Source organism: Mycolicibacterium psychrotolerans, assembly GCF_010729305.1.
GTDB classification, from domain to species: Bacteria; Actinomycetota; Actinomycetes; order Mycobacteriales; family Mycobacteriaceae; genus Mycobacterium; species Mycobacterium psychrotolerans.
In genome coordinates this window covers 2,407,006-2,426,172 of sequence record NZ_AP022574.1, presented here as the reverse complement: position 1 = coordinate 2,426,172, position 19,167 = coordinate 2,407,006, and the positions used below count along the sequence as shown (strand labels likewise).

Annotated in this window: 19 protein-coding genes and 1 pseudogene; 13 read left to right on the top strand and 7 right to left on the bottom strand. The window is 69.6% G+C overall.

What is annotated here, in order from left to right:
* Window positions 1-7 precede the first annotated feature (7 nt).
* From G6N45_RS12035 to G6N45_RS12030, 3 genes are read left to right on the top strand one after another with little or no spacing between them, the layout of a single operon-like run.
* Entirely contained in the window at window positions 8-214 is a 207-nt protein-coding gene (locus tag G6N45_RS12035; protein ID WP_057148172.1) for a heavy-metal-associated domain-containing protein, read from the top strand.
* Between the two features lie 5 nt (window positions 215-219).
* Window positions 220-363, top strand: coding sequence for a hypothetical protein (locus G6N45_RS27700; protein WP_170312445.1), 144 nt, complete (start codon window positions 220-222; stop codon window positions 361-363).
* On the top strand, window positions 360-2,573 hold the full coding sequence (locus G6N45_RS12030; RefSeq protein ID WP_163722549.1) for a heavy metal translocating P-type ATPase: 2,214 nt from the start codon (window positions 360-362) through the stop codon (window positions 2,571-2,573). Before G6N45_RS27700 ends, G6N45_RS12030 begins: the two co-directional genes overlap by 4 nt.
* Window positions 2,574-2,636: 63 nt before the next feature.
* Here the strand turns inward: G6N45_RS12030 and G6N45_RS12025 are convergent.
* A pseudogene (locus tag G6N45_RS12025) lies at window positions 2,637-3,089 on the bottom strand (DUF222 domain-containing protein); the annotation flags it as partial.
* A 106-nt stretch (window positions 3,090-3,195) separates the two neighbouring features.
* Entirely contained in the window at window positions 3,196-4,323 is a 1,128-nt protein-coding gene (locus G6N45_RS12020) for an adenylate/guanylate cyclase domain-containing protein (RefSeq protein ID WP_163722547.1), read from the bottom strand.
* A gap of 32 nt (window positions 4,324-4,355) precedes the next feature.
* Between G6N45_RS12020 and G6N45_RS12015 the strand changes: the two genes are divergently transcribed.
* On the top strand, window positions 4,356-4,847 hold the full coding sequence (locus G6N45_RS12015; protein ID WP_163722546.1) for a DNA-deoxyinosine glycosylase: 492 nt from the start codon (window positions 4,356-4,358) through the stop codon (window positions 4,845-4,847).
* Here the strand turns inward: G6N45_RS12015 and G6N45_RS12010 are convergent.
* Window positions 4,837-5,676 (bottom strand): helix-turn-helix domain-containing protein, encoded by an 840-nt coding sequence (locus G6N45_RS12010; RefSeq protein WP_163722545.1) that lies wholly within the window; start codon window positions 5,674-5,676, stop codon window positions 4,837-4,839. The two genes, G6N45_RS12015 and G6N45_RS12010, sit on opposite strands and share 11 nt — an antisense overlap.
* Window positions 5,677-5,703: 27 nt before the next feature.
* Between G6N45_RS12010 and G6N45_RS12005 the strand changes: the two genes are divergently transcribed.
* The 3 genes from G6N45_RS12005 to G6N45_RS11995 are packed head-to-tail and all read left to right on the top strand — an operon-like array spanning window position 5,704 to window position 7,087.
* Complete coding sequence (locus tag G6N45_RS12005; RefSeq protein ID WP_163722544.1) at window positions 5,704-6,177, top strand: VOC family protein; 474 nt, start codon at window positions 5,704-5,706, stop codon at window positions 6,175-6,177.
* A gap of 9 nt (window positions 6,178-6,186) precedes the next feature.
* On the top strand, window positions 6,187-6,624 hold the full coding sequence (locus G6N45_RS12000; RefSeq protein ID WP_163722543.1) for an HIT family protein: 438 nt from the start codon (window positions 6,187-6,189) through the stop codon (window positions 6,622-6,624).
* A 4-nt stretch (window positions 6,625-6,628) separates the two neighbouring features.
* Window positions 6,629-7,087 (top strand): nitroreductase family deazaflavin-dependent oxidoreductase, encoded by a 459-nt coding sequence (locus G6N45_RS11995; RefSeq protein WP_163722542.1) that lies wholly within the window; start codon window positions 6,629-6,631, stop codon window positions 7,085-7,087.
* Here G6N45_RS11995 and G6N45_RS11990 read toward each other — a convergent pair.
* Window positions 7,084-8,133: an LLM class flavin-dependent oxidoreductase gene (locus G6N45_RS11990; RefSeq protein ID WP_163722541.1), complete on the bottom strand. Its 1,050-nt coding sequence runs from the start codon at window positions 8,131-8,133 to the stop codon at window positions 7,084-7,086. The genes G6N45_RS11995 and G6N45_RS11990 overlap by 4 nt on opposite strands.
* Before the next feature lie 81 nt (window positions 8,134-8,214).
* Window positions 8,215-9,045, bottom strand: a complete 831-nt coding sequence (locus tag G6N45_RS11985; RefSeq protein ID WP_163722540.1) for a uracil-DNA glycosylase — start codon at window positions 9,043-9,045, stop codon at window positions 8,215-8,217.
* 129 nt (window positions 9,046-9,174) lie between these two features.
* Here G6N45_RS11985 and G6N45_RS11980 point away from each other — a divergent pair, with 129 nt between their 5' ends.
* The 6 genes from G6N45_RS11980 (at window position 9,175) to G6N45_RS11955 (ending at window position 16,205) form a co-directional block, all read left to right on the top strand.
* On the top strand, window positions 9,175-9,852 hold the full coding sequence (locus G6N45_RS11980; RefSeq protein ID WP_163722539.1) for a sensor domain-containing protein: 678 nt from the start codon (window positions 9,175-9,177) through the stop codon (window positions 9,850-9,852).
* A 28-nt stretch (window positions 9,853-9,880) separates the two neighbouring features.
* Window positions 9,881-11,104 (top strand): multidrug efflux MFS transporter Tap, encoded by a 1,224-nt coding sequence (locus G6N45_RS11975; protein ID WP_163722538.1) that lies wholly within the window; start codon window positions 9,881-9,883, stop codon window positions 11,102-11,104.
* A 188-nt stretch (window positions 11,105-11,292) separates the two neighbouring features.
* Window positions 11,293-12,948 (top strand): L-lactate permease, encoded by a 1,656-nt coding sequence (locus G6N45_RS11970; RefSeq protein ID WP_163722537.1) that lies wholly within the window; start codon window positions 11,293-11,295, stop codon window positions 12,946-12,948.
* Window positions 12,949-12,966: 18 nt separating this feature from the next.
* Window positions 12,967-14,334, top strand: a complete 1,368-nt coding sequence (locus G6N45_RS11965) for an FAD-binding oxidoreductase (RefSeq protein ID WP_163722536.1) — start codon at window positions 12,967-12,969, stop codon at window positions 14,332-14,334.
* Between the two features lie 39 nt (window positions 14,335-14,373).
* Window positions 14,374-15,615: a cytochrome P450 gene (locus G6N45_RS11960; RefSeq protein ID WP_163722535.1), complete on the top strand. Its 1,242-nt coding sequence runs from the start codon at window positions 14,374-14,376 to the stop codon at window positions 15,613-15,615.
* Window positions 15,615-16,205 (top strand): TetR/AcrR family transcriptional regulator, encoded by a 591-nt coding sequence (locus G6N45_RS11955; protein WP_163722534.1) that lies wholly within the window; start codon window positions 15,615-15,617, stop codon window positions 16,203-16,205. The genes G6N45_RS11960 and G6N45_RS11955 overlap by 1 nt, the downstream gene beginning before the upstream one ends.
* 8 nt (window positions 16,206-16,213) lie before the next feature.
* Here the strand turns inward: G6N45_RS11955 and G6N45_RS11950 are convergent, their stop codons facing one another.
* Together G6N45_RS11950 and G6N45_RS11945 are read right to left on the bottom strand one after the other, a co-directional pair.
* Complete coding sequence (locus tag G6N45_RS11950; protein WP_163722533.1) at window positions 16,214-17,371, bottom strand: acyltransferase family protein; 1,158 nt, start codon at window positions 17,369-17,371, stop codon at window positions 16,214-16,216.
* A gap of 6 nt (window positions 17,372-17,377) precedes the next feature.
* Window positions 17,378-19,078, bottom strand: a complete 1,701-nt coding sequence (locus G6N45_RS11945) for a DEAD/DEAH box helicase (RefSeq protein ID WP_163722532.1) — start codon at window positions 19,076-19,078, stop codon at window positions 17,378-17,380.
* Window positions 19,079-19,167 lie beyond the last annotated feature (89 nt).

Below are 19,167 nucleotides of genomic sequence, written 5' to 3'. Positions count from 1 at the left end.
AACTCCCATGAGCACCACCACCATCAGCGTCGAGGGTATGACCTGCGGTGGGTGCGCCAACTCGGTGCGCGCCGAACTCAGCCACATCCCCGGCGTCCACGACGTCGGCATCGACCTCTCCCACGGTACGGTCACGATCGCCAGCGACGCTCCCATCGACGCCGCCGACATCCGCGCCGCGATCGAAGAGGCCGGCTACCAGCTGGCGGGCTGACCGCGATGTCGGCCGCGACGAGGATCGGCGCCTTCACCGCGCTGCTTGCGGCGGTGTTCGCCATATCGCTGTGGGTCGGGCACACCGTCGGCCCGGAGGCTGCGGCCCCGGTCGAGGTGTCGCACCAGCACGACGGGGGCCGACCATGACCTCGGTCGAGCTGTCGATCGACGGCATGACGTGCGCCTCGTGCGCGGCCCGGATCGAGAAGAAGCTCAACAAGCTCGACGGCGTGACGGCGACGGTGAACTTCGCGACCGAGAAGGCGCGCGTCGAGTACGGCGGCGGTGTGACGCCCGACGAGCTCGTCGCCGCGGTGGAGGGCGCCGGGTATCACGCGTCGCTGCCGCAGCAGGCTCCCGCGGCCGACGCGCCCGCCGACGACCCCGCCGCGGCGCTGCGCCGCCGACTGCTGATCAGCCTGGCACTCTCGGTGCCGGTGGTCGCGATGGCGATGGTGCCTGCGCTGCAGTTCACGTACTGGCAGTGGCTGTCGCTGACGCTCGCGGCGCCGGTGGTGGTCTGGGGGGCATGGCCGTTCCACGTCGCGACATGGACGAACCTGAGGCACGGCGCCGCGACGATGGACACGCTGATCTCGGTGGGCACGCTCGCCGCGTTCGGCTGGTCGATCTACGCGCTGTTCTGGGGCAGCGCCGGTATGCCGGGGATGACGCACCCGTTCGAACTGACCATCGCCCGCACCGACGGGAGCAACAACATCTACCTGGAGGCCGCGGCCGGGGTCACGACCTTCCTGCTGGCGGGCCGCTACTTCGAGGCACGGGCCAAGCGGCAGTCGGGCGCGGCCCTGCGCGCGCTGCTCGACATGGGCGCCAAGGAGGTGTCGGTCCGCAGGAACGGCGCCGAACACCGCATTCCGATCGACCAGCTGGGCTCGGGCGACGAGTTCGTGGTGCGGCCCGGAGAGAAGATCGCCGCAGACGGCGTGGTGGTCGAGGGGTGCTCGGCGGTGGACGCCTCGATGCTGACCGGAGAGTCGGTGCCGACCGAGGTGGCGCCCGGTGACGAGGTGGTCGGTGCGACCGTCAACGTCGACGGGATCCTCGTCGTGCGCGCGCGGCGGGTCGGCGCCGACACCCAGCTGGCGCAGATGGCGCGCATGGTCGAAGACGCACAGAACGGCAAGGCCCAGGCGCAGCGCCTCGCCGACCGGATCTCCGGGGTGTTCGTGCCGATCGTGATCGCCTTGTCCGTTGCGACACTGGGGTTCTGGATCGGCGCGGGTGCACCGGCGGCGGCCGCCTTCACCGCGGCGGTCGCGGTGCTGATCATCGCGTGCCCGTGCGCGCTGGGGTTGGCGACGCCGACGGCGCTGATGGTCGGCACCGGCCGCGGAGCGCAGCTGGGCATTCTGATCAAGGGCCCGGAGGTGCTGGAGTCGACCCGGCGGGTGGACACCGTCATCGTCGACAAGACAGGAACGGTGACCACGGGCACGATGACGTTGGACGACGTGGTCGCCGCGGCCGGCGAGCAGCCCGACGAGGTGTTGCGCATCGCCGGCGCTGTGGAGAGTGCGTCGGAGCACCCGATCGCACGGGCGATCACCGCCGGGGCACGGGACAAGCTCGGGGAACTGCCGGCGGTGACGGCGTTCGAGAACCTGCGTGGCCTCGGCGTGCAGGGCACCGTCGACGGGCGGGCCGTGCTGCTGGGCCGGATCCGGCTGCTCGACGAGCGCGGCTGTGAGGTCCCGGCGGAGGTGGCGGCTGCCGCGCACGCGGCGGAGTCAGACGGCCGCACTGCTGTGGTGGTGGGCTGGGACGGCCGGGCGCGTGGCGTGCTGACCGTTGCCGATGCCGTCAAACCCACTTCAGCAGAGGCGGTTTCACTGCTGAAGCGGCTGGGGCTCGAACCGATCATGGTGACCGGAGACAACGAGGCGGTTGCCCGTGCGGTGGCCGCTCAGGTCGGGATCGACCGGGTGATCGCCGGCGTGTTGCCGCAGGAGAAGGTCGACACCGTCGTACGCCTCCAGGGCGAGGGCAAGGTCGTCGCGATGGTGGGCGACGGTGTCAACGATGCGGCGGCGCTGGCGCAGGCCGACCTCGGGCTCGCGATGGGCAGCGGCACCGACGTCGCGATCGAGGCGAGCGACCTGACGCTGGTGCGTGACGATCTGCGTGCGGTGCCGGACGCGATCCGGTTGTCGCGCAAGACATTGGCGACGATCAAGGGCAACCTGTTCTGGGCGTTCGCCTACAACGTCGCCGCTTTGCCGCTGGCAGCCGCAGGGTTGCTCAACCCGATGATCGCCGGCGCCGCGATGGCGTTCAGTTCGGTCTTCGTGGTGAGCAACAGCCTGCGGCTGCGCGGTTTCACGCCTGCGCGGTGACGGGAGCGGCGTCCTGCCAGAAGCTAACCTGGTAATGGGGATACCACAGGCGGCCAACGGTTTTCACGGTCCTTGGCCGTCTTCGGGGAGGAGGTGGCGTTCGGGGTGGTGGTAGCCGTTGACGCGGTGTTGGCCGGTGTCGAGGCCGGGTGGGGGCACCCATTCGATCTGGCCTCGGCGGTTTTTGCGGGTGTCCCAGTCGGTGTGCTCGATCATCCGGTTCTCCGGGCCGCAGGCCAGGGTGAGGTCGTCGACGTCGGTGCTGCCGCCGTTCTTCCAGTCGGTGACGTGATGGACCTGGGTCCAGTAGCCGGGCACGGTGCAGCCCGGCCGGCTGCAGCCGCGGTCGCGGGCGTGCAGCACGATCCGCTGCGCCGGAGAGGCGATCCGCTTGGTGCGGCCCAGATACAACGCCTGGCTGGTGTGCTGGTCGAACACCGCCAGATAGTGAAACGCATGCGAGGCCATCCGGATCAGATCGCCCATCGGGAGCAGGGATCCGCCGCCGGTGACCGCCGAACACTGGTTCGAACCACCGACAAGTCGACCGCCGCTTGTGGCGGAAGAAGCTCACGGGGCAAAAGAGTCTGGTGAGGTTCGCCGAGCTGGACAAACCCAGTGGCTACTCGACGTCTGCCCCTGCGTGCCGGGCCCGGAACAGCTTGACGTCGGACTTGAATCCCTTCAAGTGTCGGGTGCCGGCGAACGACCACGTGAACCGCTCGTCGTCACCGATCGCCGTACGGGCCGACTCGGACAGCAGAACCGATCCCGGGCGGGCGGCGCCGGTCACCCGCGCGGCGAGGTTGACCGGGCTGCCGAACCAGTCCCCCTCCCGGCTCACCGCCATTCCGGTGGCAACACCCACGCGCAACCGCGGGAAGTCGCCGTCGTCGTCGGTCGCGTCGACCAGACGCAGCACCGCCTCCAGCAGCGGCGCCGGCTCAGGACTGACCAGCATCACCTCGTCGCCGATCGTCTTGATGAAGCGCACCGGCGCGACCGCCACCTCCCGCGTCATGTCCGCCAGCCGCTGCGCGAGCCGCTCGAGGTCTTCGGGCGGCAACGCCTCCCCGAGCCGGGTGAACCCGACGAGGTCGGCGAACGCGATCGTCACCAGCCGTGCGCCCGGCAGGTGCTGACCCTCCGCGCGTTCGGTGGCGTTGACCGCCTCGGTCTCGATCACGTGCCGCAGCTGCAGTAGCAGAACGTCCTGGATCAGCGGACCGAGCAGCGGCGCCAGCCCCGCGACGAGCGACTCCGACGCCTTGGCGATCTCCAATTCCGTTGCCCCCGGATGCATCACGGCCGCCAGCGCCGCATAGCGCATCGCCTCCGCAGCGCGCGAGAGACCGTCGCCGAGCAGCCGGGTGATCTGCACCAGCTCGTCGGGGTCGATACCGGCCGCCAGGAAGTCGCGGGTGAACTTGGCCGCCTCGGCGTCGGCCCGCAACAACACGGCCGCGTCGGGATCCTCGACCCGCGGCAGGCCCATCGCGCGCTGAATCCGCTCGAAGAGCTCCAGCTCGACGCCGTGCTTGTCCGCCGCCTCACGCGCGGACACGTACACGCCGTCATCACCGATGACGCGGCGCGACGCGAGCAGCATCGGCGAGGTGGTCGCTTTGATCTGCTCGATCGTCACCCCCCGTTCGAGCAGCCAGGGGATGAGCTCGGCGCGCTCGGCGCGCGCACTGCCGTCGAGCCCGTCGAGAAGCCCGGTCGCCTCGAGATCGACGTCGTCGGTCACCGGCTCAACCTACCGTGCACTACACAGGAGTCATGACCTCACCGACGGTGCGCAGTTTCCCGCCGCTCGCGGCGGCCGACGCCCGGATACTGATCCTGGGCAACATGCCCGGAGTCATGTCACTGCAGGCCGACCAGTACTACGCGCATCCGCGCAACGCCTTCTGGCGGATCACGGCCGAGCTCTTCGGTTTCGACGCCACGGCACCGTACGACGACCGCGTCCGCCGGCTCACCGGGGCCGGGGTGGCGGTCTGGGACGTCCTGCAGTCTTGCCGCCGCACCGGCAGCCTCGACGCCGCCGTCGAGCCGGACAGCATGGTGGCCAACGACTTCGCGGCCTTCTTCGCCGCACATCCGGGCATCAGCCACGTCTACTTCAACGGGGCGGCGGCCGATCGCAACTACCGGCGGCTGGTGGAGATGTCCGGGGCGCGGGAGTACACGCGGCTGCCGTCGACCAGCCCGGCCCACACGTGGACCTTCGAAGCGAAACTCGCCGCCTGGCGGGCGATCACAGCGTGAGCCGGCCGTGCGCTGCGGCGTACTCGCCGGGCGTGCAGCCCAGCACCGCGCGGAAGTCGTTGATGAAGTGGGCCTGGTCGTACCACCCGAGCCGGACCGCGAGATCGGCGAAGTCGACGTCGGCGCGGGTCTCGATCTCCAGTGCGGCGTTCTGCAGCCGATAGCGGCAGAGCACCCATTTGGCCGGCACCCCGACGTAGCGCCGGAACAGCCGTTGCGTCGTGCGCGCACTCCACGGTGACAGCGCCATCACCTGCTCGACGCGATGAATGCCGGTGTCGTCGCGCATCCGGTCGACCAGGCCGGTCACCGCGCGGTAGGTCGCGTCCGGCTCGGGTGCCTGACCGATCACGCCATCCAGTTGCGCCGCAGCATCTTTCACGTTGTCGGCGAAGGTCACCGGCCCGCCTAACAGATCGTCGTCCACGGCCAGGACCCGGCCCGTCATCGCCGAGGCATCCCCGCCGAACCTCGCGGTGAACCCGCCGGGCCGGAAACGCGCGCCGACGACGGCGCCGGCTTCGCTGATGGTGGTGCGGAACACCTGCGCCACGACCCCGTGCACCAGCGTGGCCGGTAGTGAAAACCCGTGCCGCACGCCATCGGAACCCCACTCGTGCGTCAGATGCAACGACGGAAACGTGATCACCGTGTTCTCGAACGGCGGCCTGCCGCGCAGGTCCCAGGTGACTGACCAGAAGTGCTCGACGAACCGCGCGGCGGCCTCACTGGGCGCCCATCGCCGCAGGTCGTAGACCGAGGAGCTCGCCGGGCGACCGACCACGCCGCGTGTCGGCGGCTCGTCTGTCGCCTTTTTCCAAGCCCCCATGGCATCGAGGCTACGAAACTCGACGGCATGCCTGCACACCCCATCCCCTCCGGGTACACCAGCCTGACCCCGTTCCTCTGCGTCGACGGAGCGGCTGCGGCCATCGACTTCTACACGGCGGTGTTCGGCGCCACGCTCGTCGAGAAGATGGACGGGCCAGGCGGCACGGTCGCCCACGCCGAACTGGATTTCGGCACCGGCCGTCTGCAACTCGGCGATCCCGCCGAGGCCTACAAGATCGCGGCGCCTGACCCGTCGGCCGACGTGGCGAGCTTCTCGATCGCGCTGTACTGCAGCGACGTCGACGACGTCGTGGACCGGGCGCGCCGCGCGGGTGCGACGGTCCGGGAGGCGCCGCAGGACTTCGCCACCGGCGACAGGTTCGCCTCCCTGCGCGACCCGTTCGGGGTCCGCTGGACCGTGATGACGCGCATCGAGGACGTCTCCGCCGAGGAGCGGGACCAGCGGCTGGGCGAGTGGGCGGAGCAGAACGTCCACTAGCGTGGCGGGATGTCCTGCGTCTTCTGCGCCGTCGTCGCCGGCGAGGCTCCCGCCATCAAGATCTACGAGGACGAGGACTACCTCGCGATCCTCGACATCCGGCCCTTCACCCGCGGCCACACGCTGGTCATCCCGAAGCGCCACACCGTCGACCTGACCGACACCCCGCCCGACACGGTGGCCGCGATGACCGTGCTCGGCCAGCGCATCGCCAAGGCGGCACGGGCTTCGGGCCTGCACGCCGACGGCAACAACATCGCGATCAACGACGGCAGAGCCGCATTCCAGACGGTGTTCCACATCCACCTGCACGTCGTGCCGCGCCGCGACGGCGACAAGTTGTCCTTCGCCAAGGGCATGCTGGTGCGCCGCGACTCCGACCGCGAGGAGACCGGGCGGCTGTTGCGCGAGGCACTGGCGCAGATCGACACCGCCGAGTTGGATTGAGCAGATGAACATCGCTCTGTGGATCGAGCAGAACGTCGGCACCCGACTGCTGATGGTGCACGACAGCCTGTACAAGCGCACCAACGGCCGGGTCGGTCACCGCATCCCGCTGCCCGGCGTGCCGCCGAGCCTGCTGCTGCACACCGTCGGCGCCAAGACCGGCCGGCAACGCACCAACACGCTGTCCTACTTCCCCGACGGCGGCCACTACTACGTCGTCGCCTCCAAGGGCGGTGACCCCAGGGCACCGGGCTGGTATCACAACCTCAAGGCCCACCCGGATATCGAGATCAACATCGGGCCACGGAGATTGGCGGTCGCCGCGACGCCGGTGCTCGCCGACGACCCCGACTATCCGCGGCTGTGGGAATTGGTCAACCGGGACAACAGCAACCGGTACAACGGCTACCAGAGCCGGACCAGCCGCAAGATCCCGCTGGTGCGGCTGACGCCGAAAAGCTAGAACAGCTCCTTGGCCAGCAGCTCCAGGGTGGCCTCCCGCGCCGGCGCGGTCGCCGGATCGTTGCCGCGGTGCGCCGAGGCGACCGGGTGGATCATCACCTCGTCGACGTCGAACGCGGCGGCCAGGGCGCGCACCTGTTCGGCGGCCTCCGCGGGGCTTCCCACCACGGCTTGGCGCAGGCCGGCATCGATGACCGCCTGCGCGCGGGGGCCCAGCTGCTGCGTCTCGGCGTCCTCCACCAGATCCACCGCACCCAGCGGCGCCCCGGTCCGCAGCCGCGCCATCATCTGCAGGTTCGGCAACACCAGACGCATTGCCTCGTCGTGTGTTTCGGCGACCACCGCGTTGACGGTCAGGAACGTGACCGGCTCGGGGGTGAGGTCGCTGGGCCGGAACTCGTCGCGGTAGGTCTGCAGCGCCTCCGCGGTGCCCTGACCCGAGAAGTGGTGGGCGAACACGTACGGCAGACCCTTGGCCGCGGCCAGATGAGCCGAGTACATCGACGACCCGAGAAGCCACAGCTTCGGCTCGGATGCGGCAGCGGGCGTGGCCTTGAGGATGTAGTTGTCCCGCATCAGGTCGCGCGGCAGCGCCACCCGCACTCCCCTGGCGCTCATCAGCGCGACGACGTCGTCGAGGTACTCGGGAAACGCCTCGATGTCACGGTCGTCGCGGCCGGCGGCGCCGCGCAGCGCCATGGACGTCACCGGGTCCGAGCCGGGGGCGCGGCCGATGCCCAGGTCGATGCGCCCGGGATGGGCCGCCTCGAGCAGCGCGAATTGTTCCGCGACCGCCAGCGGCGCATGGTTGGGCAGCATCACCCCGCCGGAGCCGAGGCGCAGGGCCGATGTGTGCGCGGCGAGGTGGGCCAGCAGCACCGGCGGGCTGGTCGCCGCGACCGAGGGCATGTTGTGATGCTCGGCCACCCAGTAGCGGGTGTATCCCAGCCGGTCGGCGGTCTGGGCCAGACGTGTGGTCGCGGCCAGCGCATCGGAAGTGGTCTGGTCGGAGCGCACGGGCACGAGGTCGAGGACGGAAAGGCGCATTGAACGTGCAACGCGCCGGGGCGCCGCGACGTTCCCGATCGGCGCGATTTCGGCGTGGTTACCGTCGGTGAGCGACGGCTATCACGCCGAAATCGCGCGCGCCCGGGCGAAGATGTCGTCCATCATCGCCGGGGTCAGCCGGCCGGTGAACGTGTTCTGCTGGCTGGGGTGATAGCAGCCCAACAGCGTCAACTCCCCCTGCGGCGTCGACAGCGGCGCCGCCACACCGTGGCCGAACTTGGGCGCCGGGGTGCCCGCCGCACCGCCGGCCCGGCGGATCATCGCCAGCGCCACCTGCCATGCGAAGCCGCCGAGCGCGACGATCACCCGCGCGTGCGCGCCGACCAGCCGCCACTCCGCGTCCAGCCACGGCGCGCAGGTGCTGCGCTCTGCCGGCGTCGGCGCATTACCCGGCGGCGCACAGCGGACCGCCGCAGCCACTCGGATGTCGTTGAGCGCCAATCCGTCTGCGCTGTCGGTGGCTGTCGGCTGATTGGCCAAACCGGTGCGGTGCAGCGACCCGAACAGGAAGTCGCCCGACCGGTCGCCGGTGAACACCCGCCCGGTGCGGTTGGCGCCGTTGGCCGCAGGCGCGAGCCCGACGACCAGGATCCGCGGCCGTTCCGCGCCGAAGCCCGCGGCCGGCCGGCCCCAGTAGGGCTGGTCGGCGAAGGACTTGCGCTTCACCGTCGCGACCTCCTCGCGCCAAGCGACCAGCCGGGGGCAGGCGCGGCACACCGACACCTCGGCGTCGAGCTGGGTGAGGGTGGCGGCGGCCTGCGCCAGCGCGGCCACCTCGGCGGGCGTCGCGGCGACGACAGTGCGCGCGGTCGCCGCGTCGCCCGGCCATCCGGAACCCGGGCGCACCGGGGAGTCGAACAGGGCGCCAGTGCGCGGATGCGGCAACCTCACCGGTCGACCTGTTCGTTACCAGATAGCACGATTCATCGTTACCACGAAACACCGCTTACCTCACCCGCGCGCCGGGCGCTACGCCTCACCATGGATCGCCTAGGCCTGGCGAAGTGAGGTGGGGAAACGATGCGACGAGCGAGCGCCGCAGTGGTGGGAATCTGCGTGCTGGTGACCGGGTGCGGCGACACGATCAGCAACGCCGAATCACCGACGCCGACCAGGACCATGATCCCGCGTCCACTGATGGAGCGCGAGCTCGGGAAGCTGCTGCTGGCCCCCGAGCAGATCTCCGCCACGATGGGGGCGCCGATGGCTGTCATCGAGGCGCAGTCCGCGATGTCGGACAACAGCGCGATCATGGCGCCGCCGGAGTGCCTCGCCATCGACGGCGCCGCCGAAGCCCAGGTCTACGTCAACAGCGGCTTCAGCGCCGAGCGCGATCAGAGCCTGAACGACGGCGACGCCTTCAAGCACTACTCGAAGCAGGCCGTCGTGATGTTCCCCTACCTCGAGAAGGCCGCCGAGTTCTTCGACGCGTCGGCCAACCAGTGGCCGGCCTGCCATGAGTACACCCACACCCAGAGCCAGTCGCAGTGGACGGTCGGCGAGATCCGCAACGCCGACCACGTGCTGAGCACCGTCGCCATGCAGCGCGACGCCGCCGCCCCGGGATGGGGCTGCGGACGGGCGCTGATGCAGCGCAACAACATCGTCATCGACGTCAACACCTGCAGCGCGAACCCGGCCGACACCGCGGTCAAGATCGCCGACCAGATCGCCGCGAACGTCGCGGCGACGTGGTAGCCGCCCCGGCCCTTGCTACCGTGCGGCCATGAATCGGCGCGGCCCGCTGCTGCTGATCCTGTTCGCCGCGCTGATGGCGGGCGCGGGCAACGGCATCTCGATCGTCGCGTTCCCGTGGCTGGTGTTGCAGCGCACCGGATCCGCGCTGGACGCGTCGATCGTCGCGATGGCAGGCACGCTGCCGCTGCTCGCCGCGACGCTGATCGCCGGCGCCGCGGTCGACTTCCTGGGCCGGCGCCGGGTGTCGATGATCTCCGACGCGCTGTCCGCGCTGTCGGTGGCCGCCGTCCCGGTGCTGGCCCTGCTGTTCGGCGCGCAGGCCGTCAACGTCGCGGTGCTCGCCGGATTGGCCGCGCTCGGAGCGCTTTTCGACCCTGCCGGCATGACGGCGCGGGAGACGATGCTGCCTGAGGCGGCCGGGCGGGCGGGCTGGACCCTCGACCACGCCAATTCGGTTTACGAGGCCGTGTTCAACCTGGCCTACATCGTGGGACCCGGCATCGGCGGTCTGCTCATCGCGACGCTGGGCGGGATCGACACGATGTGGGTGACCGCCGCCGCGTTCGTGTTGTCGATCGCGGCGATCGCGGCACTGCGCCTCGAGGGCGCAGGCCCGCCCGACCCCGCGGCCATGAGTGATGGCGTGTGGGCCGGAATCGTCGAAGGCTTGCGCTTTGTGTGGCACAACAAAGTGCTGCGCACCCTCGCGTTCGTGGACCTGGCGGCCACAGGGCTCTACATGCCGATGGAATCGGTCCTTTTTCCCAAGTACTTCACCGACCGGAACGAACCGGCCCAGTTGGGCTGGGTGTTGATGGCGCTCAGCGTCGGTGGGCTGATCGGAGCGTTGGGCTACGCGGTGATGTCGAAGTACACGCGGCGGCGCACGGTGATGCTGACCGCGGTGCTGACCCTGGGGGTGGCGATGACGGTCATCGCATTCCTGCCGCCGCTGCCGGTGATCCTCGTGCTGTGCGCGGTCGTGGGGTTCGTATACGGCCCGATCGCGCCGATCTACAACTACGTCATGCAGACCCGGGCGCCGCAGCACCTGCGCGGCCGGGTGGTCGGGGTGATGGGGTCGCTGGCCTATGCGGCCGGTCCGCTCGGCCTGATCCTGGCCGGGCCGCTGGCCGACACCGCCGGTCTGCACGCGACGTTCCTCGCGCTGTCGCTGCCGATGCTGGCGCTCGGGGTCGCGGCGGTGTTCCTGCCGGCGCTGCGCGAATTGGATCGGCCGGCGACGATCTAGCGGCGAGGAACGAGCCGCGTTGAGGAGCCGGCCAGTTTGGATCTGCCGGCGACGATCTAGCGGCGAGGAACGAGCCGCGTTGAGGAGCCGGCCAGTTTGGATCTGCCCGGCCAACCGCAGGGTTAGAGCACCCCCCGGCTTGGGTAGCCCTCGACTGGATGTGACCAGCGCCACAATCGAGGTGAGCCGTGTACCAGCAAGTTCTCGATCCTGTCGGAGGTTCTCTCGCACTCAGCGCGGCGGTGGCCGCCGTGCCCCTACTGCTGCTGTTCGTCCTGCTCGGGGCGGTGAAGATGACGGCCTGGGTGGCGTCACTGATCTCGCTTGCCGTCAGCATCGTGATCGCCGTGGCCGTGTACGGCATGCCCGTCGGGCAGACCCTGCTGGCCGGCACGGAGGGTGCCGCGTTCGGCTTCTTCCCGATCCTGTGGATCGTCATCAACGCCATCTGGGTGTACCAGATGACCGTCGAGACAGGACATTTCGACGTCCTGCGGCGGTCGTTCAGTTCCGTCAGCGACGATCAGCGCATCCAGGCCGTCATCATCGCGTTCTCCTTCGGCGCACTGCTCGAGGCCCTCGCCGGCTTCGGCACGCCGGTGGCGGTGACGTCGGTGATGTTGATGGCGCTGGGATTCCGGCCGCTCAAGGCGGCGGTGCTCGCCCTGGTCGCGAACACCGCACCGGTGGCGTTCGGTGCGATGGCCACCCCGATCATCACGCTGGGCCGGGTCACCGAGCTGCCCGCCGACACCCTCGGCGCGATGGTCGGCAGGCAAACCCCGATCCTCGCGCTGTTCGTGCCGTTGGTCCTGGTGCTGATCGTCGACGGCCGCCGCGGTGTGCGCGACACCTGGCCCGCGGCGCTGGTCTGCGGCATCGTGTTCGCCGTCGCGCAGTACGCGACCTCGAACTTCCTGTCCGTACCGCTGGCGGACGTGGTGGCCTCTCTGCTCTCCGCGGCCGCGGTGGTCGGGCTGATCCGTGTCTGGCAGCCGCGACGCTCCCCCGCCGTGCACCCCGCGGTCGTCGCCGGCGGCGCGGCCGACGAACCGACACCCGAGTTCGCCGCGCGCACCGGCCGCGTGGCGGAGGAGGAGCACGACACGCGGGCCGACGTGGTCCGCGCCTACGCGCCCTACGGCATCATCATCGCGGTCTTCGTGGTGTGTCAGATCCCCGCGGTCAAGCACCTCCTCGACGGTGCGACGGTCGCGTTCAGGTGGCCCGGTCTGAACGTCGTCGACGCCGACGGCGACCCGTCCTCGTTGACCAAGTTCACCCTCAACCTGCTCACCACGCCGGGCACCCAGATGCTCGTCGCCGGCGTTCTCACCATGGTGGCGCTGCGACTCTCCGTGCCGCGCGCGCTGAAGGCCTACGGGGCGACGCTGCACCAGCTCCGCTGGGCCATCCTCACCGTGATGGCAGTCCTCGCACTGGCGTTCGTGATGAACATGTCGGGCCAGACGATCACGCTCGGCACCTGGATGGCGGGTGCGGGCGGCGCGTTCGCATTGCTGTCCCCGATCCTGGGGTGGCTCGGTGTCGCGGTCACCGGCTCGGACACGTCGGCGAACTCGCTGTTCGGTGCGCTGCAGGTGACCGCGGCCAACCAGGCGGGGCTCTCGGAGGTGCTGATGGCCGCGTCGAACAGCTCCGGCGGTGTGCTGGGCAAGATGGTCTCCCCGCAGAACCTCGCGATCGCCGCCGCGGCGGTCGGACTGAACGGCAAGGAGGGCGACATCTTCCGGCGAGTGGTGCTGTGGAGCCTCGGCTTCCTGGCCCTGATGTGCATCCTGTCCGGACTGCAGGCCTCCGTGCTGTCCTGGATGGTCCCGTGACTCTTCTAGCATCGACAGGTGGCCTCCGACGTGCTCGCTGAACTGATCTCCGCGCTTCCCGACGGCACCGTCGTCACCGACCCCGACATCCTCGAGTCCTACCGGCATGACCGCGCGGCCGATCCGGGCGCAGGCACCCCGATGGCCGTCGTACGTCCGCGCCGCACCGAGGAGGTCCAGGCGGTGCTGCGGTGGGCCAGCGCGCACCGCATCGCCGTCGTTCCGCGCGGCATGGGCACCGGACTGTCCGGCGGCGCCACCGCACTCAACGGCGGAATCGTGCTGTCCACCGAGAAGATGCGCGACATCTCCGTCGACCCGGTCACCCGCACCGCCGTCGCGCAACCGGGCCTGCTGAACGCCGAGGTCAAGAAAGCGGTCGCCGAGTACGGGCTCTGGTACCCGCCGGATCCGTCGTCCTATGAGATCTGCAGCATCGGCGGCAACGTCGCCACCAATGCGGGCGGGCTGTGCTGCGTCAAGTACGGCGTCACCACCGACTACGTGCTGGGCATGCAAGTGGTGCTGGCCGACGGCACCGCGGTGCGCCTGGGCGGCCCCCGCCTGAAAGACGTTGCGGGACTGTCGTTGACGAAGTTGTTTGTCGGCAGTGAGGGCACCCTCGGGGTGGTCACCGAGGTCACCTTGAAGCTGTTGCCCGCCCAGCACGGGGCCTGCACGGTGGTCGCGACGTTCGACTCCGTCGAGGCCGCCGCCAACGCCGTCGTGACGATCACAGGAAAGATCCGGCCCTCGATGCTGGAGTTCATGGACGCCGCGGCCATCAACGCGGTGGAGGACAAACTGCGGATGGGTCTGGACCGCGACGCCGCGGCGATGATGGTCGCCGCCAGCGACGACCGCGGACCGTCGGGTGCGCAGGATGCCGAGTACATGGCCGGGGTGTTCACCGAGCACGGCGCCAAGGAGGTGTTCTCGACCTCGGATCCCGAGGAGGGTGAGGCGTTCGTCGCGGCCCGCCGCTTCGCGATTCCCGCTGTGGAGGCCAGGGGCTCGCTGCTGCTCGAGGACGTCGGTGTGCCGCTGCCCGCGCTGGCCGAACTGGTGGCCGGCGTCGAGAAGATCGCCGCCAACCACAACCTGCTGATCTCGGTCATCGCCCATGCCGGCGACGGCAACACCCACCCGCTGATCGTGTTCGACCCCGCCGACGCGGAGATGGAGAAGCGCGCCCAGCAGGCATTCGGGGAGATCATGGACCTCGCCGTCGGGCTGGGCGGCACGATCACCGGCGAACACGGTGTCGGCCGGCTCAAGCGGCCGTGGCTCGCCGGTCAGCTCGGCCCCGAGGTCATGGAGCTCAACCGGCGGATCAAGGCTGCGCTCGACCCGGACGGCATCCTGAACCCCGGTGCGGCCATCTGACTCTTGACACAGATGTGGCATCTGTCGTACTCATAAGACATGACCGCGATTCTGTCTCAGGGCTCGCCCGCGCGCTTCCAGCTCGCCACCGCGACCACCTGGCCGGCGCCCTGGGACATGTACCGCGCGCTGCGCGACCACGACCCTGTCCATCACGTGGTACCCGACGACAGGCCTGATCACGACTACTACGTGCTGTCGCGGCACGCCGACATCTGGGCGGCCGCCCGCGACCACCAGACGTTCTCCTCCGCGCAGGGCCTGACCGTCAACTACGGGGAACTCGAGATGATCGGGCTCGCCGACAACCCACCGATGGTCATGCAGGACCCGCCCGTGCACACCGAGTTCCGCAAGCTGGTGTCGCGGGGTTTCACGCCCCGCCAGGTCGAGGCGGTCGAGCCGAAAGTCCGCGAGTTCGTCGTCGAGCGCATCGAGAGGTTGCGCGCGCAGGGCGGCGGGGACATCGTCGCGGAGTTGTTCAAGCCGCTCCCGTCGATGGTCGTGGCGCACTACCTCGGCGTCCCCGAAGCCGACCGCGGCCAGTTCGACGGGTGGACCGAGGCGATCGTCGCCGCCAACACCACCGAAGGCGGGGTGGCCGGCGCGCTGGGCAGCCTCGGTGACGCGCTCGGCGACATGATGGCCTACTTCACCGCGCTGATCGAGCGGCGTCGCACCGACCCGGCCGACGACACCGTCTCGCACCTGGTGGCAGCAGGCGTCGGCGCCGACGGCGACATCGCCGGCGTGCTGTCCATTCTCGCGTTCACGTTCACCATGGTCACCGGCGGCAACGACACCACCACCGGCATGCTCGGCGGCTCCATGCAACTGCTGCACCAGCGCCCCGACCAACGCAGGCTGCTCACCGCCGATCCGGGCCTGATCCCCGACGCCGTCGACGAGTTCCTGCGCCTCACCTCGCCCGTGCAGGGCCTCGCACGCACGACCACCCGCGACGTCACGATCGGTGAGCGCACCATCCCCGAGGGCCGCAAGGTGCTCTTCCTGTACGGCTCGGCCAACCGTGACGAACGCGAATACGGCTCCAACGCGGGTGAACTCGACGTGAACCGCCACCCCCGCAACATCCTCACGTTCAGTCACGGCGCGCATTTCTGCCTGGGCTCGGCGGCCGCTCGGATGCAGTCGCGGGTAGCCCTGCACGAACTGCTCACCCGCATACCGGATTTCGAAGTGGACGAAGCCGGGATCGTATGGGCCGGAGGCAGTTACGTGCGCCGCCCGCTGTCGGTGCCGTTCACGGTGACGAGCTGATGGCCGGGGACTGGCTGGCCTCGCGCCGCACCGAGGTCGCCGCCGACCGCATCCTGGACGCGGCGGGCGAGCTGTTCGTCCACAAGGAGGCCGCCACCGTCGGCATGAACGAGATCGCCTCGGCCGCCGGGTGTTCCCGCGCGACGCTGTACCGCTACTTCGAGAACCGGGATGCGCTCTACACCGCGTACGTGCACCGCGAGAGCTACCGCCTCTACCGCGAGATGACCGAGCAGATCATGTCGATCGTCGACCCGCGGGAACGGCTCATCGAGGGCCTGATCTCCTCGTTGCGCAACGTCCGCAACAGCCCCGCGCTGGCGTCCTGGTTCGCGACGACGCAACGGCCCATCGGCGGCGATATGGCCGAACAGTCGGAGGTGATCAAGGCCCTCACCGAGGCGTTCGTCATCTCGCTTGGACCCGACGAACCGCACACCATCGAGCACCGGGCCCGCTGGCTGGTGCGCGTGATGACCTCCCTGCTCGTCTTCCCCGGACACGACGAGGCCGACGAGCGCAGCATGCTCGAAGAGTTCGTCGTGCCGATCGTGCTGCCGGCCCGCGAAGCCGGTCAGGCCACCCTGTAAGCCTGCGCCTAGCTCGAACGGACCGTGGGTCGCACGCGGGTGCAACGGTGCAGCAGCCACGCCAACGGAACGGTGACCACCAGCGTGCCGACGAAAAGCAGCCACACCGAGCCGTTGTAGATCGGATAGTGCAGGACCTCGACCATCACCAGCTCCATCGTGACCAGGTGGATCAGGAAGATCTCGTAGGAGATCTCGCCGAGGAACACCATCGGCCTGCTCGCCATCAGGCGGGCGTAGAGCCCGTCCTGCGTTCCCAGCGCCAACGGAGCCACCATCAGCGTCGCGATCACCGCGTAGAACACCGTCTTGGCCAACGCCTCCCACAGCAGCGCCGGGGACGTCGTCGGTTCGCCCCCGATCGGCGTCGACACGATGAGATAGCTGACGACGACGACCGGCAGACAGACCAGGGCGTAGGCGCGCACTCGCAGCGGCACCAGCACCGCGAGCACCATTCCGCCGATGAACCACGCGAGGTATCCGGGCAACCACAGCCGGGCGCCGTCGGGCAGGAAGTCGGTGGTGTGCACCAGCGTCAACCAGGCCGGGGAGATCAACGACGCAGCCGCGAGCCCGGCCAGCAGCAGACCCGGCCGCCAGCGCCGCCGGCACAGCACGACGAGCAGCAGGTACGCCATCGCCGGCAGGGCCACGTAGAACGCCGCCTCGACGGCGAGGCTCCACATCTGCGTAAGACCTTGGTGCAGAAAGGAATACAGATAGTTGTCGGTGTAGATCTGGGTCAGGGTCAGGTTGCGCGCCAGCCCCTCCCAGGTGTGTCCGGGGTTCGGCCCGGCCGTGCGGAAGTGATAGACGAGGTAGGCCGCGACGACGGTGACGACGTAGGCCGGCATGATGCGCCGCACCCGGTGCCACGCGTAGCGGCGCACCGACGGCGCCGGCGTGCCGGCGGCGCAGGCGTTCACCCAGGGTCCGAAAAGCAGGAACCCGGACAGCACGAAGAAGATCGGCACGCCGATCTCCATCCGGGAGAACACCAGCCCGACGTAGCCCTGCCCGTACCTGCCGGTGGTGTACGCGGCGTGAGTGAGCACGACCAGCAGTGCCGCAACCGCGCGGATTCCGGTCAGCGAGTCGACCCGGCCGGTCGCCGTGACCGACTCCAGACCGCCCTGGGCGTCGGCGTCTCGGGACAGCGTCATGGGGCGCTAGGGCGAGGTGCGGCGTGCCTTCGGCCCGCGATCGGGTTCGAGGTGGATCAGCTGGCCCTGGATTCGGGTGTTCTCCAGCTTCTTCAGCGTCTCCCTGGACAACTTGGCCGGCAATTCCACCAGCGAGTAGTCCAGCTTGATCGCGATATGGCCGAAGTCGCTGCGGTGCAGGCCACCCTCGTTGGCGATCGCGCCCACGATCGCGCCGGGCGCCACCTTGTGCTTCTTGCCGACCGCGATCCGGTAAGTCGCCAGATCACTGCGGCGCTCTCGGGGCTTGCGCGGACCGCGATCGTCACGGTCGGGCCGGTCCGGCCGGTCGCGCTTCTCGCGGCGCTTCTCCGGCGGCGGCTCGGTCATCAGGAACTCTTCGCCGTCGCGGCTCTGCAGCGCCAGCGCGGCGGCGATGTCGGCCATCGGCACGTCGTGGTCGCGTGCGTAGCCCTCGATCAGCTTGCGGAACAACTCGATGCCCGGCGCCGCCAGCGCCTCGGTGATCGAGTCGGTGAACTTCTGCACGCGCCGCTCGTTCACGTCATCCACCGACGGCAGATCGGATTCGACGAGCTTCTGCCGCGTCACCCGCTCGATCGCGCCGAGCAGATGGCGCTCACGTGGCGTCACGAACAGCAGCGCCGTACCCGACCGACCGGCGCGCCCGGTGCGTCCGATCCGGTGCACGTACGACTCCGGGTCGTGCGGGATGTCGAAGTTCACCACGTGGGAGATGCGTTCGACATCCAGGCCGCGGGCCGCCACGTCGGTGGCGACCAGGATGTCGATCGAGCCGTCCTTGAGCGCGTTGATGGTGCGCTCACGCACGGCCTGCGGGATGTCGCCGTTGATGGCCGCCGCCGCGAACCCGCGCGCCTTGAGTTTCTCGGCGACCTCCTCGGTGGCCTGCTTGGTACGGACGAACACGATCATCGCGTCGCCCTGCTCGACCTCCAGCAGCCGGGTCAGCGCGTCCATCTTCCGGGGGTACGACACCTGGATGTAGCGCTGGGTGATGTTCTCGGCGGTCTGGGTCTTCGACTTGACCGTCACCTCGACCGGATCATGCAGGTACTTGGCGGTGATCTTCTTGATCGCCGGCGGCATCGTCGCGGAGAACAACGCGACCTGCTTGTACTCCGGGGTGTCGGCCAGGATGCGCTCGACGTCCTCGGCGAAACCCATCTGCAGCATCTCGTCGGCCTCGTCGAGCACCATGTAGTCGAGGTGGCTGACGTCCAGCGTGCCCTTCTCCAGGTGGTCGATCACCCGGCCCGGCGTCCCGACCACGATGTGGGCGCCGCGTCGCAGCCCCGCCAGCTGCGGGCCGTAGGAACTGCCGCCGTACACGGGCAGCACGTTGACGTTCAGGTGCGCGCCGTACCGACTGAACGCCTCGGCGACCTGTAGAGCCAGTTCCCGGGTCGGGGCGAGCACCAGCGCCTGCGTGGTGCGGCTGGAGGTGTCGATCTTGCTGAGGATCGGGATCGCGAACGCCGCGGTCTTGCCGGTGCCGGTCTGTGCCAGACCGACGACGTCGGAGCCGGCCAGCATCGCCGGGATCGTCGCCGCCTGAATGGGTGAGGGCGACTCATAGCCGACGTCCTTGACGGCCTGCAGCACCGACGGGTGGATCTGCAGGTCGGCAAAGGTCGTGTCACCAGGCAGATCCACGGTGTCCGGGGCCGTATCGGAGGAGGTCATCGTGGTGGCAGTCTAGTGCCCTTCGGGCGCCCTACCGCACCGCGCGCCTGTTGGCCAGCCCCGGGGTGGGGACGGTACGGTCGCGACTT

Excerpts from the sequence above, each read along its gene's own strand:
- G6N45_RS11995 (WP_163722542.1), top strand. The coding sequence starts at position 6,629 with ATGAACATCGCTCTGTGGATCGAGCAGAACGTCGGCACCCGACTGCTG.
- G6N45_RS11960 (WP_163722535.1), top strand. The coding sequence starts at position 14,374 with ATGACCGCGATTCTGTCTCAGGGCTCGCCCGCGCGCTTCCAGCTCGCC.
- G6N45_RS12010 (WP_163722545.1), bottom strand. The coding sequence starts at position 5,676 with ATGGGGGCTTGGAAAAAGGCGACAGACGAGCCGCCGACACGCGGCGTG.
- G6N45_RS12015 (WP_163722546.1), top strand. The coding sequence starts at position 4,356 with ATGACCTCACCGACGGTGCGCAGTTTCCCGCCGCTCGCGGCGGCCGAC.
- G6N45_RS11950 (WP_163722533.1), bottom strand. The coding sequence starts at position 17,371 with ATGACGCTGTCCCGAGACGCCGACGCCCAGGGCGGTCTGGAGTCGGTC.
- G6N45_RS11955 (WP_163722534.1), top strand. The coding sequence starts at position 15,615 with ATGGCCGGGGACTGGCTGGCCTCGCGCCGCACCGAGGTCGCCGCCGAC.
- G6N45_RS12000 (WP_163722543.1), top strand. The coding sequence starts at position 6,187 with ATGTCCTGCGTCTTCTGCGCCGTCGTCGCCGGCGAGGCTCCCGCCATC.
- G6N45_RS11990 (WP_163722541.1), bottom strand. The coding sequence starts at position 8,133 with ATGCGCCTTTCCGTCCTCGACCTCGTGCCCGTGCGCTCCGACCAGACC.
- G6N45_RS12035 (WP_057148172.1), top strand. The coding sequence starts at position 8 with ATGAGCACCACCACCATCAGCGTCGAGGGTATGACCTGCGGTGGGTGC.
- G6N45_RS11980 (WP_163722539.1), top strand. The coding sequence starts at position 9,175 with ATGCGACGAGCGAGCGCCGCAGTGGTGGGAATCTGCGTGCTGGTGACC.
- G6N45_RS27700 (WP_170312445.1), top strand. The coding sequence starts at position 220 with ATGTCGGCCGCGACGAGGATCGGCGCCTTCACCGCGCTGCTTGCGGCG.
- G6N45_RS11945 (WP_163722532.1), bottom strand. The coding sequence starts at position 19,078 with ATGACCTCCTCCGATACGGCCCCGGACACCGTGGATCTGCCTGGTGAC.
- G6N45_RS12030 (WP_163722549.1), top strand. The coding sequence starts at position 360 with ATGACCTCGGTCGAGCTGTCGATCGACGGCATGACGTGCGCCTCGTGC.
- G6N45_RS12005 (WP_163722544.1), top strand. The coding sequence starts at position 5,704 with ATGCCTGCACACCCCATCCCCTCCGGGTACACCAGCCTGACCCCGTTC.
- G6N45_RS11975 (WP_163722538.1), top strand. The coding sequence starts at position 9,881 with ATGAATCGGCGCGGCCCGCTGCTGCTGATCCTGTTCGCCGCGCTGATG.